Here is an 18233-nt window from a genome sequence, read left to right as displayed (position 1 = left end):
TCAGCGTTACTATTAACTCACATGTATGCCTTACATTAAGAAATTTGCAGCTATAATCGTAACGCTGCTGTGGTGTCTGGACAGCACGGCACAGCAATTCGGACTGTCGTGGATAACACATCCGCAGCCAGACAGCTGCTCGGTGGTTTGGTTCAGACAGTCGTTCACAGCGGAAGAACGGCCTCAGCAGGCTTACATAACCGCAGCCACAACAGGATATATAGAACTTTACGTCAATCAACGCAACGTCACCGGCGACGTGCTCACACCTCTACGCGAAAGCATGTCGGACAATCCGATAGCCGTAACTTATGATGTGACACGTTTCATGAGACAAGGATCGAATACCGTGGCCGTGTGTTACGCTCCATCTTTCCCGCACCACGTGCCGGCACAAATAGCAGTTTCGCTCTACGGACGTGATGCCGACGGCATGCCTTTCGCATACAATACAGATGAAGGATGGCTTTGCCGCACAGACGCGACATCGCTCACAACAGACGGACATGAAGTAATTAATGCCACAGAAAGCCCCATTTCATCGTACACCGATGAGCTTGACGTGGCATGCTGGACACCTTCCGAAATGGCAGAAACCACAAACATGCAGCCTGCCGAACAACGTATGATACGCTATGAAGCAGCAAAGATAGGAGGAATAAGGCAACAACGGTTCTTCGACATCGAGGGTGACAGCGTGGTGTACGACTTCGGCACTGCTTTCAAAGGACTTATAAGAGTAACTCTGCGTGACACCAGACGTGGCGAACACATAAACATCGGTGGAATGGAATATGTGTGCAGCGGAGAGTCCGACGAGCAGGCCATACAGCGTTTCACAACAACCGACTGCCGCAGACTGCTGATATACGGCGACGATCATTTCGACAAAGAACAGATACAAAAAGTGGAAGCGCTCGAAATAATAACCTATACAAGAGATCTGAAAGAATAGAATGCCTGATAAAAAGCATTCCGACATAAAACCGAAGCTACCGTTCACGTACACGGAAACTACAATTCAGCGCAACAGGGATGTCGCTTCTGAAAACACATTAAAAAGCGGATACACGACAGGAGGCATCATTATATCCGGACGATGAAACCGGTTGTTTTTGCCGATGGAACCGATTATTTTCACTAACGCAAGGAAATTACTTAACAATACATAAAACCGCAAATGAAAAAACTATTACTAACAGTATTCATGCTCGACATCGTCGGCATGGCGTCTGCAGACATCATCCCGGGTAAAACTTACAGGATAGCGTCTGCAGCCAACGAAGAAAGAGTGATGTTTGTGGACAATTCGTCATTCACAAACAACACACCAATCGTCATCTGGACCGATACAGAAGTGCCGGCACAGCAGTGGGAGGCTGTCTCCAACGACAATGGAACATTCTCTTTCAGGAATGTGTTCACAGGAAAATACCTTGCAAGAAACTCGGCCTTGGTATCTACAAACTCCAAAATACAACAAGCTGCCACTACAAGCAGCATGGGACAGTGGAATGTCGAGCCTGTAAGCGGACGCGACGGATACTATGTCATCACACAGTCGTCTGCATCCAATACCTTCATCCTGCAGACTCCTGCAGCCAGCGACGGCGCATCCATGACATTCCAGGCATGGAACGAAGGCAGTACTCCGTCAAACGCACAGATGTGGAAGTTTGAGGAAGTAGAACCTATAAGCCAGTTCAGCGACGCACTCCGCACACAAATGATGGACGCATGGCTCAAGCAGCACCTGCGCGACCGCGGTACATCCGGCAAGACTTTCGGCGACGGTGGCGGCTGGGGCGACGCAGAGATGCTGGAAACTGTGCTCGATGCCTACGAAACAACGGGCCGCGAAGAATATCTGGACGTATTCAGAGACGTGTTCAACTATTTCAAGATGGCAGTAGGAACCGACTGGCTCAAATTGAAATATGATGATGTGTACAAATGGTATGGCCACGAATTCAACGACGACGTGATGTGGATGATCATAGCTTCGGCCCGCGCCTATCATCTCACAGGCAGTTCCATGTACCTCAATTATGCCAAAGACAACTTCGACAGAATATACGACCGTGCCTACAACCAGTGGGGCATGATGCGCTGGAAAGAAACTGATGAGACCAGAAACGGTACGAACTCATGTATCAACGGTCCTACAGAAGTCGCCGCATGCTACATTGCCATGGGACTGACCGACGAAAATGAAAAAGAAGAATACTACGAAATAGCACGCGATCTGTATGAGAAACAGCGTCTGTACCTCTTCAATCCGCAAACAGGAGAGGTTTACGACAGTTTCACCTGGAACACAAGCACCAACCTGCCGTCAAACTACAACCGCTGGGTATCGACCTACAACCAGGGCACAATGCTCGGCGCGGCCCTCATGCTCTACAAGCACTACGGTGACGAAATGTACAAACGCGACGCCGAAAAGATTGTGGAGCGCACAAAAGAAAGCCTCTGCAACTCGGACGGAATAATACATGTGTGCCAGACCGTAGACGGTGACCTGTGCGGATTCAAGGGTGTTCTCATGCGCTACCTGCGCCGTTACATTGTAGAAATGAAGAAAACCGAGGATATAGAATGGATGAAAGACAACGCCTTCATGGCCTTCAACAACCGCAACTCAAAGGGCATAACATCATCGGCATGGCTCACCAAATCGAATGAGAATTGGCTTTCAGACACCGAAAAAGACGGAAACGGCAACTACAAGAGCTTCGCCAACCAACCGTTCGGCAACTCTACAGCCATCTCTGTAGCTTTCAACGCTCCACTGAGCGCCGGGAACATAGAACGTGACGCCTATTCCACCATCGAAGCTGAGAACTTCAACGCGCTGCGCGGAGTGTATGTCACAAACGGCACTGGCGGGAACGAGAGCGAGATAAGCAACATAAAGAACGACTACTACACATATTACGCCAACGTTGACTTCGGCACACGTCCGGCAAAAACAGTAGAAATAAGAGTTTCTGACTCGTCTACAGCCAACGCAAAAATAGAAATACGTCTCGGCGGAACAGACGGAACGCTCATCGGAACTGCCGATGTGCCGTCAACAGGAGGATGGAAGACCGTAACGGCAAACATCACACCGACCGACGGAACACACGATGTGTATCTGGTTTACAAACCGGGATATTCCTCAACCGGATGTTTCAATGTTGACTGGTTCAAGTTCAGCACAGACGCACAACCGCTGCCCGGCGACGTAACAAAGAGCGGCGGAACACTAACCTCATCGGTTGACGGCATACAGACTGCCGCTCTCAACGACAACAGTCTCACATCGGCAGTAAACGTAAAAGCCGCGAGCGCACAGTTCACATACCGCTCGCCCATCGCCGTAACGATCAAGGGCTACTCCATCGGCAGTGCAAGCGGCAATGCATCAGCCGACGCCAAGAGCTGGACTCTGTCTGCATCAAACGACGGAGAAAGCTGGACCGTGCTCGACGAACAGACCGATCAGACATTCGCAGCACGCTGCCAGATGAAACGCTATGACACAAAAGCCGACAAGGCATACACTATGTTCCGCCTCAACGTGACGAAGAACAACGGCGCATCGAACCTCTCGATAAGCGAATGGCAGCTCCACGGACTCGCCATATCGGCAACAGACATCACTGCCGACGGCGGAACACTCAGCGAGGGCGACAAATCAGTGACCGACAAGAACGTCGCCACATCAGCCAAAACAGAAGGAGAGACAAACTCGACATACCGCTACAACAGCAAGGCTCTGTACAATATAACATCGTACAGCATAACATCGGCCGCAACAGGCAACGCTCCGAAGAGCTGGACTCTCTACGGATACGAAAACGCAGAGTGGACTCCGATAGACTCACGCAGCAACCAGCAGTTCACGCACAACGGCTGCACACAGTTCTATAAGGTAACAACCGACAGGAACTATCAGAACTTCCGCCTCGTGATAGATGCCGCAGACACTCCTGCCGAAGTGGCCGAGCTGCAGCTGTTCGGTGACATCATCCCCAACGGCGAACTCTACAACGACATCACCGACAACGGAGGCACCATTCTCTCATCCGATAACGCCGACGAGGCAGCGCTCCGTCCGCTCATCGACAACAACGGAACAAGCACATATACTCTGCCATTCGACGGCGAAGCATGGATAGAATACCGCTCGGAGATACCTGTCAAGATAACTACACTACGCATCTGCTCCGGCCATGACACCGACCGCAGCCCGAAACAGTGGACACTGCAGGCATCAGACGACGGCACATCATGGACAACGCTGACAACCGTATCGAACGCCCGTTTCAACACCAAGGCTTCGTTCAAGAACACAAACATATCAAACGGCAACAGCTACAAGCGTTTCCGCATCAACTTCACACAGGCCTCTGACGACGCTGCCGACGCACTGGTAATAGGCGACATACAGATACACGGCGTATGTATCTCAGACAACGACATCATAGGCGAAGGCGGAACAATGACCGCACAGATAAACAACGACAACGCCGGCGAAAATCTGGACAAACTGTATGACAGCACAGCCGACAGCAAATTCGTGTTCGACTATCTCGGCAACCCGTGGATAAAATATGAGACAGGCACACCGACAAAAGCCAACATGTACAGCATAACATCGGCAAACGACGAACCGTCGCGCGATCCACAGAGCTGGGAACTGCAGGGCTCAAACAACGGAAGAACATGGACAACCATAGACACACGCACCGGACAGAGCTTCTACGCACGCAAGAACACACAGTTCTACAGCTTCGACAACAACCAGACATACAATTTCTACCGTCTCATTCTGACCGAGAACGGCGGAGCACAGCTGGCACAGATGAGCGAATGGCAGCTGTTCTACAGCGACAAGATAGCCACTGGCATCGACGACATCACATCAGGCGAAATACGCCTCAACGTATATCCTAATCCGGTAACCGACGTGCTGCACGTGGACATGCCGGAAGACGGCACGCTGACTATATACAACACCGGCGGCCAGGCAGTGGCAAGCATCAGCCTGAAGGCCGGCGAGAACAGCATACCGTTCGCACAGTATGGTGCAGGAATGTACATTGTGAAGGCACAGGCCGGCAGCAAGACGCTCACGGAAAAGGTTATAAAGTAACACAACGCCATACATACACAAAAAAGCGGAGACCATTGGAAGGTCTCCGCTTTTTTATTGTCATCATGCACAAGTGGCCGCGCCCGCCATTCACGGACGCCATGCCACCAACACGGTTTATTCCTTAACAAGCTCGATGATACGGCTTGAAAGCTCGCCTCCGGTGAGAACCTTCAGACCGACTTTCATCAGATAATCGCCCGTATATACTCTGTCGTGGAAGTACATTCCCGAACGTGCGTCGGGCATGAGGCATATCTCCTTCACGCGATAACGCGCATCGGCATCCAGTCCCTGCAGACGTGTGGGGTGAAGATTCTCGCCAACACGCGGATGAATGTCGTAGGCGGCCACAATGGCATGACTCTTGTCCTCAGACACACGCTGTATGACGCAGTGATTGCCGTCGTAAGGCGAAACCAGACGATAGGTCATCGGGCTGAACACGAGCTGTTTCAGACGGTTGTATTCCTTCAATGCGTTCTGACAGAAAGCCTTGTCGGCCGGCGCCATGTCGTGGAGTCCGATGTCGAAACCCAGCTTACACATGAACGCCACGTCGGTGCGGAACTTCACAGAAGCACGGCGGTTCATGTTGGTTACATGAGCACACATCACCTTTGCGGGCATAAAGTGAGAGAAGCCCCACTGTATGAAGAGACGCTCCACTGGGTCGGTGTTGTCGCTGCACCAGAATTCGGTGTAGTATTTCAGTGCTCCGAAGTCGCAGCGTCCGCCTCCACTCGAGCACATCATCATGTTCAGGTCGGGATATTTCTGCTGTATACGTTCAAGCGTCTTGTAGAATCCGCGCACATAGTCAATGTAAAGATTGCCCTGATTCTGCTTCTCATAGTGCGAATAAATGTTGGTTATCGGGCTGTTGCAGTCCCACTTGAAGAACTTGAGATTAGGATTCTCCTGCATCAGATTGTCCACCACACCGAACACGAAGTCCTGTACCTCAGGATTGGTCATGTCGAGTACCAGCTGATTGCGGAAGTAATAGGTATCACGATTTGGCAGACGCAGTATCCAGTCGGGATGTTTCTCGGCCAGCTCACTCTTCGGATTGACCATCTCCGGCTCTATCCATATACCGAATTCCACACCTTTCTCATTGGCTGTCTTCACCAGATAAGGCACACCATTGGGCAGTTTCTCTTTGGTAACCTGCCAGTCGCCCAGTCCGGCAGCGTCGTTGGAACGCGGATATTTGTTGCCGAACCATCCGTCATCGAGCAGGAACAGATCGACGCCAAGGTCGCGTGCTTCGTCAAAGAGCGATGTGAGCTTGGCCTCATCGAAGTTGAAGAAGGTGTTCTCCCAGTTGTTGAGCAGAGTCATACGGTCCTCCTTGCCCTTGAACAACTGATGATCGAGCGCCCAGCGTGCGAAACGGCGGCTGCCCTCACCCACTCCTTCGGTGCTGAGGGTGAATATGAATTCGGGAGTGACAAACACCTCGCCGCGCTTCAGACGATAGAGCGACGCGTCGGGATTGATACCGCTCAGAACGCGCAACGCACCGTTATGGTCCACCTCAAACGTAAATCTGAAATTACCGGTCCAGGCTATTGTACCCATGAGCACAGTGCCTTCGTTCTCGCGCGCCGGAGCATCAAAGCCCAGTTCGAAGAACGGCTGCATAGCCATGGCCGTACGTGTGCCGAGGCGGCTGTCGAGTATTTTCTTGCCGTTGTTGAGCTCCGTGTGCTTCATCTGCATCTCCTTCGACCAGTCGCCGCAGAATTCTGTCAGATAATACTTCTCACTCTCGAAATAGAGCATGGACGAAGAGTAGCGCGAAAGATCCACTCCGCCCTTCTCGTCGTGGCTTATCTCGGTCCACTGCTTTATGATGTCCTCTTCGGCATAGGCCACGTAGTGCAGAGTGACATTAACCGGATAGACTTCGTCCTTCAGTCTGATGACAGTCTCAGTGCCGCCGTCGGTGGCGCGCTGTTCGTGCGACACGTACTTCAACACTGTGGTAGGATTGCCATCGGCATGGCGTATTCCCATCGCGGCGTCATAATAATCCTCCGTACCCATCACCGGATAGGCTTCGAATCCGGCAATGTTGCTGTTGGTGGGTTTGGCCCACGGCTGGTCCAGATCGTCGAGATTGGAGTCGGCCGAAAGTCTTTCGCCCAGATAGGTCTGATACAGACGACCGTTGTCTTTCACCTGCAGCACGAGCTGGGTGTGGTCTGTGGTCACCGAAATGTTGGTGCGTCCGTCCGCCGCGGCATATCCCGCAACGGCAAGGACAAATAAGAGTAATTTTTTCATACAGATATAATGTTATTGTTAGTTTGAGTCATAGATAGTGCGGAACAGCCGCAAGAAAGCCGGCGGAAGGCGACGATTGCTGCGTTATTACAGTGCAGGATTACAAACGGATGCAAACAATCGCCACCTCTGCCGTGCAAGACAAAGTTACAGAAATATTTTCTCAGACTGGCCACCGTATGTGTTTTCTGCCATCGGAATGCCGGGATACGTGCTGCGGAATATCAAAAAACACAGATATCGTAACATTTTCCGCAATGTCCGAAGCTGCCGTTATGGATGTGTCGGCATGAATAATACATGCAAGGAAAGTACATTCGACGCAATGATAAAACCCATAATGCACAACGACAAAAGTAAGAACGCGAAGCAAGAAAGGCTTTTCTGCGGAACAGTACGGCGGAAAACATCGATGAAACCGCATTTTTTTTGCAGCAGAATACTCTCCACACAGCTCTCCATAATTCTATTTCGAGATTTTCAACTGTCTATCTTTTTCATTGTCACGATTGTACAAACATGCAGAAAGTCCGATGCTTTCAGCGCAGCGAAGAGAAAATAGAGCACGGTTTGTTTCGTTCTTCCCTGTGTTTGTCTTATCTTTGCACATGGAGCATGGCGACGGTCGGAAAAAACGGAAAGAAGTCATCTGTACATCCGCCGTGGAAATGCATGTAGAAAATTACCGTACTATACAAACCTAAATTCAAACAATGCACAACAAGGCATACATTTTTCTGGCCGCTCTGGCGGCATGCGCGTGCACACGCCCTTCGGCAGTGAGCACGGCCGGATGGCGTCTGAGCTACGACAAGGGAGTGGACATAGTTTATCGGGGCGACACCATCGCGAAAGGCTCATGGGCCGAGTACGCACTGAATGGCGACACGATGAAATCGGGAAATTATGAACATACGACGTTCAAAAAGCAGCGCATAGACGACCGCTACGGCCGTGGCGTGAGCTGGACACTGACCATGAGCGGACGCGACATGCCGCAGCTCGTGAGGACTTTCAGACTGTACGACGGTTTCATGCTGACGGACATCGCACTGGAGGCCGACTCGACGGTCAGCACTTCGTATATGGCTCCGCTGGTGACACGTCACACGGGAGACATGATAAAAGGTCTGATGAAAAGGGCGGTTTTCGTGCCTTACGACAACGACAAGTGGATACGCTACGCCTCTTCAGCCCAAGCGGGCGACTCATTGCGCAGCTATGAGGTGACGTGTGTGTATGATACCGAAGGCAGACAAGGACTGGTGGCAGGAGCGATAGAGCACGACACTTGGAAAAACGCCGTAGAGCTGACTGACGGACGCCGGAACATGAAACTCTACAGCGGTGCGGCCGACGAGCTCACACGCGACGTAAAGGGCCATGGAGCGGTGCGTTCGGCACGTCCGCGCTCGGAAGTGATGATGCTGGGATGCTACGACGACTGGCGCGATGGAATGGAGCATTTTGCCGATCTCAACGCAGTGACAACACCGCCGCGCCGATGGGACAGCGCTGTGCCGGTGGGATGGAACAGCTGGGGCGCGCTGCAGTTCGGCGTGAACCACGACAACGCCACGGAGGTGGCAACGTTTCTGGCCGACTCACTCATGCCGCGCTCGTTCCACAATGCCGACGGACTGATATACACCGGGCTCGACTCGGGCTGGGACAGTTTCAAGGAAGCGGAACTGAAAGACTTTGCCGACCGTTGCAAGGCCATGCACCAGGTGCCGTGCATATACTGGACGCCATTCACCGACTGGGCGAAGAATCCGGAAAGACAGGTGGACGCAATGCCTGAATATAAATATAAGGACATATATCTGTATGCCGACGGCAAGCCGCAGGAGCTCGACGGGGCTTATGCCATCGACCCGACCCACCCGGCAGTGAGGGCTATGATGGAGAAAACGGCGCGGCTTTTCAGACGCTGCGGCTACCGATACGTGAAGATGGACTTCATGACGCACGGACGCATGGAGGCCGACTCATGGCACCGCAAGGACATAACCACCGGCACGCAGGCCTACAACTACGGCATGCATCTGATAGACAGCATATTCAGCGATATGTATATAAATCTGTCCATTTCACCGCTGTTTCCGGCGCAATACGCTCAGTCGCGCCGCATAGCGTGCGATGCATGGAACAAGATAAAAGACACCGAATACACGATGAACGCACTGACGTGGGGCTGGTGGCTCGACCGCGTGTATAGCTACAACGACGCCGACCACGTGGTATTGCGCGACGCCACCGAGGGTGAGAACCGTGCGAGGGTGACGTCGGCCGTAATCACGGGCATGTTCATCACGGGCGACGACTTCAGCATCAAGGGCGACAGCACGGCAAAGGCGCGCGCCGTGAGCATGCTGGGCAACGAACGGGTGAACGCACTGATAGACGGCAGGGCTTTCCGACCGCTCAACGCCGACGACGACCGCAGCGAACACATGTTCGTACGCGCCGAACTGGACGGACGGGTGTGCCTGGCGGTGTTCAACTATGGTGACGAACCGATGACTTTCAGTCTGCCTGTGGAACGCTTGCCGATGCAGAAAGGCACTGAATATAAGGTGCAGGAGCTGTGGAGCGGTGAAACCGTCGACAGTCGGAACAGCGTTACGCTGCCGTCGAAAGATGCGATGATATTCGTGTTCCGCCCCGAATGAAATCAGAAACGAAAGCATGAAAGAAGGCTCGGCAGAAACCCGTGGGGATTGGTCTTGTTCATGAAATGCCATAGGATGCAGGAAAACTTCCTGACAACACATTATGGCATAAAACGCGACAGGCCTTTCCTCACGTGACGATAAATCCGCATCGCCACAACCGGCAAATCATCACCGCAAGAAGGACGCATCTTTTCAAATGATTTCCCGACGCCTGATATCTGCGTTTTTAAAGAAAACCCGGACGGAGAACTCACAGATTTTCTTGACTTTTTTTTGACAAAAGAAAATCGCGAAAGAGATGTAAAGTAATGTTAAATCCAGCATCTGAAAGGCTTGTTCCGGTCTGACAGACTTGTCGTATACCCTGATGTGCAACCTCGGATAATTCGTCTTGCGTTCCGATAGTGCCTGTTTCAGCCTCCGGTTTTGCCCATTTCATGGTGTGATATTGCGCATATTAGCCTCTGAAACGGGCCATATCATGTGCTGAAACATTGCTTATTGCATAATGGAAAAATATCTCTTGGATGCAAGTTATTGATGTCCAGCATTTTGCGTAAGTCTCTTATTTTTCGAGAATTTACGTCCGAAGGAAAGTCAGCTCGCAAATACTCATTTATTTTTCGGGGTAGAACTGAAAACTCGGACGGAAAAACCGCAGGATACTGAAAATCTGAAAGTGCCCGGATTAATTTACTTCCAACAGAAAAAAACAACGCCGATACGAAAGCGAAGCCGCAGGCTTTTTTATCATAACCGCTCTCCACCGGATTTCTGATAATATGAAAAGAGTCATATCATGTCCTGTTACAGGCGATGATATGACTCTTTATCTTTTGCCTTCCGGTCATGTAAGGATGCCTGAAAGCGTGACGGAGTGTTGTTTGCCGGTCTGTCATCAACGGGTGATGACTTCCAGACGCACCGTCACAGGCGCATGGCAGATATTATTTCTTTACGAACTTCACACCGTTCTTGATGTACATTCCGCGGTCGAGTTTATCTACATCGGTGCCTACATAACGTCCGTCGATACTGTATATGCGGTTGTCGGAAGCTTTACCGGTCTCCTCTGTCACAACATTATTAATGCCGGTGGTCACCGTAGCATTGCCGTCAGAGATAGTCAACATATATGCGCCGTTGATATCTTCGTTGAAATGAACAGGCTGCCACTCTGACTCTGTTGTCGCTTTTGTAGCAAGATAAATCTTATAAGTGCCGTCTGCAAGACCGGATGTACTTACCGACACACTGTAATCACGAGCATTTTGCGGATAAACGCTGCGATAAGCAAAGTTGCTGAGTTTCTCACTTCTAAGTGTTACAACGTTTCCGCCATTGACAGGCTCAGCCATAAGAGCGAGGTTTCCGCTGAAACTGTTCACATCACAGTTCATAAGATTTGAACAAACACACAGAAGCATTGTACCTACATTCTTTACCTCGAACTTTCCAACTGTTTCGTATGTCTGTCCACCACTGGTAATCCAGGTTATGGAAGGCATTATACCCCACTGTGAGATATAAGGCAATTCTGGCGCATCGGATGTGTGCATCAGAATCATATCCTGACTGTACGAATAGCTTCCTGTGTTGGAGTTGAGCAACGCAACCTCAAAATATCCATTGCCGCTACCACTCCATCCCCAGTTTACATGCACAAGACCATCGGCATCGTAACCGTCGAATACAAACGCATGACCGGCATTCTGTGCTGTAACACCACCATAGAGAATAGGACGTCCGTTGCTTATCTCCTCGAAAATCATATTCATCCACTCTGCCTTTGTATATATGTCGCGTGTGTAAAGTCGTGTGTTGTACTTGAAATACTTGTTAAGCGCCACAGAAGCATCATTACTGAACGAACCGCTGCCATTAAGACCGTAATTCATGTCCACGGCAACACCACAATGAAGCATCAGCTTTGCAACAGCATCGGCCTGCTCTGTGGTGTAATTGTTTCCAGAATAGACATCGAGCATATTGTCGTACTGATAGGTAGTACTTTCGAAATCGTAGTTACCATTTTTGCCATCGATGGCATATCCCTTGTATCCCTGACCTGTCACAGGATATGAATGATATTTCATTATCTGTGCCATGGCTGTAGCCATACAGCCTGTAGGATAGCTCTTGCCTGTGATTCTTACAAGTTCTTTATTGTATGGTGTCATCTGATCCCATCTGGTTGTAAGAAGCTCAGCCACTGCTTCCGGATATTCTGCGCTACGCAACTCCGCAGCAGACTTAACCTCTTCGCCGTTCTCAAGGGCTGTCTGCAAGGCATTTTCTGTCATATTCATCCACCATTGCATGGCAGGCGGCATGTTGTCGGTGGTGAACTGAGTGTCAGAATAACCAAGTACTGGCGCAAAGTTATCATCTGTAGCAATGACTGCGAATCCACCGTACTTGTAACCGATGACATTAAGCATCTGGCCTTTCTGCAATACCTCAAGTTTCTGGCTTGCACCTGCAGAATGCATGGAAGGACGAAGCTTGATGACTTTTCTTGCAGCATTCATCATATCCTCCACGCTTCTTGGACCTCCGAGAACGGATACTGTCATCAAAGACAGCACAAGCAATGATAAAAATTTCTTCATAATATATTTCAGGTTTTAAAGTTTGATGTTTTCAAAAAAAAGGACATGGCATATCCCATTGAAGGATATGCCGTGTCCTTAAATTCATTGTCAATTAGTTTCGTGTCAGAGTGACGTTATCGAAGATGTCAAGATATCCACCCTGGCCACTGTCTGTCTGAACATAGAGCCAGATACAGTATTCCGGATCAAACGTCAAAGTGTTAGGTATTGTTCCTTCATCTGTCAATGACCACTCTATCGGGAACACTCCCTGATAAACGCTATTGTGGTCATTAGCTGGACCGAACAGCCACATCAGATGATAACCGTAGTCAGGCATATAAGAGATTTCTTCACCACAGACAAGTCCGAGTTGTCCTGACATGGATTCCTGATTGAACTTATATTCAAATTTCCATGAATATGTCTCACCGGCACCCATTATGTTTGCAGCCTCACATGTGAGTACGCTCTCATAGTCAGAACTTCCTTCTGCAGCAGCCTTTATAGTTACAGGGAATGTTGTCTTAGCGCCGTCAAGATTTGTTGCAGAGAAAGTCCACTCTCCTGCGAATGCTTTGTAGAAGTCAGCATCGTTGTCTGAAATAGTTACTGTTGTCTGCTGGCTTGTTATCTCTGCACCTTCTGCTGAAACTATTGTAAGAGTGAACTGACGGTCATTGTTGATCTTACTATCGTCAATCACCTTCACCTCTACATTTATAGTTCCGGTGCTGAGAGTATCGCTGTTAAGATTCAGCGTCTTGTCAGTTATTGTATAGTTCTCGCCTTCAACAGCTCCGTCCTCACCTACAGTAGCCGATTCAATCTTCACGCGTACCGGACCGTTGCGATGACCGCTGACAGTTATTGGAACCTGAACATAACCGGCTGTTTCTTCCACGGTAATGGCTGTGTTTGCAAATCCTACAGTGCATTCTTTCGTATTGACGTCATCTTCAGAACATGACGCGAAGAATGGCAGGACTGCCACCATAAGCATTAATAATTTTATATTCTTCATAATCGTATTTTTACTTTAAATGGTTGAATTAATAACCCGGGTTCTGCACAATCTGAGGATTTGTATCCATCTCGTGCTTAGGTATCGGCCATACGAAACGATAGTCGCCTGCAGGCTTTGACAGATTTGTAGAATAATCTGCACCAGGCATTGCACAGATTTCTTCCTGCTGCGGAGTACCACGTGTCACACCCATGTCCCAACGTTTCAGATCAAGCAGGCGTGTTCCTTCACCGAGGAACTCACGATGACGTTCGTCTCTGATTTCGCTCATTATTCTGTCAGGTGAAGAGAAGCTCTGTGCCTGATAACCTGCGATACGCTTTGCCTTGAAGTCGTTCAGATACTGAGCTGCTTTAGTAAGATATGATCCGTCTGTCTTTGCAAGTTGTGCGTATGCCTCTGCAGCAATAAGATACATTTCAGAAATACGGATCACTTTAGGCTCAATGGTGAATCGTGCATAGTCGTAACCATTAGTTGCCTCGTATGGATATGCTTTCTCCGGATATTTATTGAACGCAAGCACATTACCAACAACACCAGTACTTGTCTGGAATGTCAGTGGCAGGAAATAAACACTCTTACGATAGTCATCATCCGAATAAAGATCAAGGACAGTCTGTGTAGGAACATATCCCGGTGCACCACCTGATGTGTAAGGCAGATACTGCAGACCAGTCTGCGAAGACAACTGAGATGTTGCACTTGCAGCCAGTTTGAAGATAGTTTCTGTATCAAAGTTACCGGCCCACATTTGAGTAAGTCTGTCAACAGAACCGGCAAGTGTATAAGTAGTTGTCCCAATAACTTCTGTTGCCTTTTCTGCGGCAGTAGCATAATCATCCATAGCCAAAGCCACACGCGCCTGCATTGCCTTTACAGCGTCAACTGAGATATAATAGTTAGACTGTTCTCCTGCTACATTGACATACAGAAGAGCACTGTCAAGGTCGTCTGTTATCTGCTTGTAAGTTTCGCGCAATGTCTTGCGGGCCGGATATGTGGCAGAATTAGACGAAGGATAATAGTCAAGACGGTAAGATACACCGCTGTTTTTCTCGTCAGCATTACTGTTGTCGTAGTCTGCGCAGAAATACTGTGCAAGATTGAACAGGAAATAAGCGCGTACGAAGAAAGCCTCACCCTTTACATTCTTAACTGTAACCATGGCCTGATCTGTAAAGAGGTTCTTATTTGACATGTCACACTTGTTGTAGCCATCTATGATGAAGTTGGCACGGGCTATCATTGTCTGGCTGTTTGAATAAAGAGCATCTCCTGAACTCAGACTTGTATTGAAATCCCAACGGTGCAGATCACTGAGACCAGTTCCTACAGTAGCGTTAAAATCATCACTCTGCTCATCTGGACCTGTACAAAAATAGCTACTGCCGACAAATGAGCGCATACCAGTGTAGAGCGGCACACTCATGTTTGTAAAATCGGTAGGCGTCATAAGAGCTTCATCTTCTGGAATTGCATTGTAAGGATTCTTGTCCATGTCGCATGATGCGAGCGTGAGAGTTAATGCAAGAGCCGGTAATAATATATATTTGTTCATTTTATATTTCCTTTATTTTATTTTTTATACACCTAATTATCAGAATGTAAGCTGTGCACCTATAGAGTACTGACGTGTGTTAGGATAGTCACCGAATGTCATTGTGTTGTTGACTTCAGGATCGTAGCCCTGATACTTGGTGAATGTAAGCAGGTTGCGGCCTACAAGGAACACTTTGGCACCCTTGATAAAACCTGTCTGGTTGAGCCAGTTCTTCGGAAGTGTGTAAGAGAGCTGAGCAAATTTCAGACGCACGAATGAAGCATCCTCAAGGAACATGGTGTCTGCCTGACGTACCACATTGGCTGCAGGAATATTTGTCTTATCACCAGGCTTCATCCACATGTCGAGCATTGAAGCAGCCATGTTGTATGTTCCGTTTGCCTGCGGATCCTCGAGCCAAAAACGTTCGTTGTTCCACATGTAGCGGTCGAACATTCCGGTGAACTGCAGATCGAGCTGGAAGCCCTTCCATGCAACTGTTGTAGAAAGACCACCTGACCACGGAGCAATCCAGCTTTTGCCTGTCTGTACACGGTTGTCCTCGGAATAAACCTTTGTATAGTTACCATTCTTGTCGAGCCATACACTCTGGCCATCAGCCGGATCAACATGACTCCAACGAACCATATAATATTCACCCATGTCGTGGCCTACTTCAAGCATTTGGAAGTCGCCGAGCACATAAGAGTCGAGTCCTTGGAAGAGTTTTGTAACCTTATTCTTGTTGTAGTTTCCGTTAACCTTTACATTCCAGTACCAGTCCTTGTTCTTGATGATGTCAACACCGATAGTGAAATCAAAACCGCGGTTATACATCTCAGCAACATTTCCGTATCCAGAGCTGAAACCAGTTGTATAAGAATAAGGTATAGACATCAACATGTCAGATGTTACCTTATTATAATACTGCAAGTCGAAATCTACGCGATCGAACAGACGACCAGACAGACCGATATTGAAAGTCTTTACCTTCTCCCATGTAAGATCAGGGTTACTTGGGTTTGCGATGACTGTTCCTGAAGAATTAATATACATTGAGCTTGAAGCACCTACAAGGCCGAGTGCCATGTATGCCTGCGGAAGACCTGAGTTACCTGTCGAACCATAGCTTACGCGGAACTGGAGGTCCTTGAGCCAGTCTTTTGTAACATCCATGAAGTCTTCATTAGATACAGTCCACATGAATGCGGCTGCACCAAATGTACCCCAACGATGGTCTTCTGCAAAGAGAGAAGAACCGTCACGACGGATACTTAAGTCAAGGAAATACTTATTAGCATAAGAGTAGTTGAGCATTCCGAACCAAGAGTTGCGAACTTCTTCTGAAATAGAATGAGACGGCACCAAAGGATCTGCATTTGATGTAGAGCTGAGAAGCATAAGGCGATTGTCTACAAGACCTGTACGCATAACACCGAAAGCTGTCGTCTTGTTTGTCATAGACTCCTGACCGAGAAGAACAGTAACGTCATGATCCTTGAGGAAGTTGAACTTGTATTCTGCAGTATTTGTCACAGTCCAACGGTAGAAATTTGAGAACTCCTCAGAAGCCTGACCTGTTGGCATCTGCTCGCCAAAGCCATCATCTACAAGATTATAGCATTTGTATGATGTACGCAGATCATTCCAATCGAGACCGATTGCAGAACGGAGGTTCAGACCCTTTATCGGGTTGATATTAACAAATGCATTCTCATTTATACGCACTCGGCGCTGTATCTCCGGCTGTTTGCTTGCAAGATAGTCAGGATCAAATGTTCCACGACCTCCTGCATTCAAAGAATACCATTTTAGCTTTTCACCATACCCGTTGAATGCACTGTTAGCATAATCAATTGTTCCGTCAGGATTGTATGCCAAACCAAGGATCTCATGTGTTGTCTGTGTAGGCAGATAAGCATGAGCAGCCCAAGGCTTGTTATAAACACTTGTTTTCTCACCATTGATCACAAGAGTAGTCTGTGTCTTATTATATGCCAAGTTTGAATTTGTTCCTATCTTCAACCACGGAGTGATGTTGAACTCGAGGTTTGCACGCAGAGTCTCACGACGCATGTTAGAGTCATCGTACAGACCGTCTGCATCATAATGAGAGAATGACACCAAATATGCTGTGTTCTGAGAACCACCACGTACGCTTGCGTCAATCTGAGAAATTGGAGAAGTATTACCGAGGAAACGGTCTACCCAATCTGTTCCGATATTATACTTCTTATAATAGTTCTTCATTGCCTGAAAAGACTCGTTTGTCAGGTTTGAAGGATTCATCATTTCCTGGAACTTAAACCACTGATTTGCGTTCATCACGTCTGTTCCATCATGTGCAACCTCAGACACAGAATACTGGGCAGAAACAAGAACTGTAGGAGCCTCTCCGAACTTACCTTTCTTCGATGTAACGATAACAACACCGTTTGCTGCACGTGAACCATAGATGGCTGTAGAAGACGCATCCTTGAGCACTGTAACACTCTCAATATCGTTCGGGTTGAGCGAAACGAATGTATTAGAAGAAATTTCGCTACCGTCCAATATATAAAGAGGTTCTGTCTCTGCATTGATTGATGTGACACCACGGATAGTCATAGATGATACAGCAGAAGGCTCACCTGAAGATGTGAATACCTGCAGACCTGCGACCTGGCCCTGCAAAGCGTCACTGACACTAGCTGCCGGACGGAGCGAAAGAGCATCACCGGAAACCGATGAAACTGAACCGGCAATAGTTCCGAGTTTACGTGCCGAACCGTAACCAGTTACAACGACACCTTCAAGTGTGTGGCTGTCAGACTCAAGTACAATGCGCATGTTGCTTGCAGCCTTGACTGTTTTGGGTACCATTCCCAGATAAGTGATCTGGAGTTCTGTGCCCACCGGCACGTTGATTGTGAATTCTCCGTCGGCATTTGTAACTGCGCCTGCATTCAGGCCC

Annotated in this window: 8 protein-coding genes; 3 read left to right on the top strand and 5 right to left on the bottom strand. The window is 48.8% G+C overall.

The genetic code is table 11. The features are described 5' to 3' along the window. The first annotated feature begins 25 nt into the window (after positions 1-25). Both WKT13_RS11830 and WKT13_RS11825 read left to right on the top strand, forming a co-directional pair. Positions 26-955, top strand: coding sequence for an alpha-L-rhamnosidase N-terminal domain-containing protein (locus tag WKT13_RS11830; RefSeq protein ID WP_340324032.1), 930 nt, complete (start codon positions 26-28; stop codon positions 953-955). A gap of 225 nt (positions 956-1180) precedes the next feature. Beyond that, on the top strand, positions 1181-5143 hold the full coding sequence (locus tag WKT13_RS11825) for a glycoside hydrolase family 76 protein (protein ID WP_340324031.1): 3963 nt from the start codon (positions 1181-1183) through the stop codon (positions 5141-5143). 117 nt (positions 5144-5260) lie between these two features. On the opposite strand, the gene WKT13_RS11820 is transcribed toward WKT13_RS11825, so the two are convergent. Next, positions 5261-7438, bottom strand: coding sequence for an alpha-galactosidase (locus tag WKT13_RS11820; RefSeq protein WP_340324030.1), 2178 nt, complete (start codon positions 7436-7438; stop codon positions 5261-5263). A 713-nt stretch (positions 7439-8151) separates the two neighbouring features. On the opposite strand from WKT13_RS11820, the gene WKT13_RS11815 reads away from it, so the two are divergent. Then, positions 8152-10113 carry an alpha-galactosidase gene (locus WKT13_RS11815; protein ID WP_340324029.1) on the top strand — a complete coding sequence of 654 codons (1962 nt, stop codon included), beginning with the start codon at positions 8152-8154 and terminating at the stop codon, positions 10111-10113. A 950-nt stretch (positions 10114-11063) separates the two neighbouring features. On the opposite strand, the gene WKT13_RS11810 is transcribed toward WKT13_RS11815, so the two are convergent. The 4 genes from WKT13_RS11810 to WKT13_RS11795 all read right to left on the bottom strand — a co-directional run. After that, on the bottom strand, positions 11064-12728 hold the full coding sequence (locus WKT13_RS11810; protein ID WP_340324028.1) for a C10 family peptidase: 1665 nt from the start codon (positions 12726-12728) through the stop codon (positions 11064-11066). Between the two features lie 94 nt (positions 12729-12822). Further along, complete coding sequence (locus WKT13_RS11805; protein WP_340324027.1) at positions 12823-13734, bottom strand: Calx-beta domain-containing protein; 912 nt, start codon at positions 13732-13734, stop codon at positions 12823-12825. Between the two features lie 28 nt (positions 13735-13762). Continuing rightward, a complete protein-coding gene (locus WKT13_RS11800; RefSeq protein ID WP_340324026.1) occupies positions 13763-15298 on the bottom strand; it encodes a RagB/SusD family nutrient uptake outer membrane protein in 1536 nt (511 codons plus the stop codon). A 39-nt stretch (positions 15299-15337) separates the two neighbouring features. After that, the coding region (locus WKT13_RS11795) for a SusC/RagA family TonB-linked outer membrane protein (RefSeq protein ID WP_340324025.1) at positions 15338-18233 on the bottom strand (2896 nt) is incomplete at its 5' end.

It is taken from the genome of Prevotella sp. HCN-7019 (assembly GCF_037890215.1).
GTDB lineage: Bacteria > Bacteroidota > Bacteroidia > Bacteroidales > Bacteroidaceae > Prevotella.
Note: the sequence above shows the minus strand (reverse complement) of the source record. Positions and strands in the feature narration are given on the sequence as shown.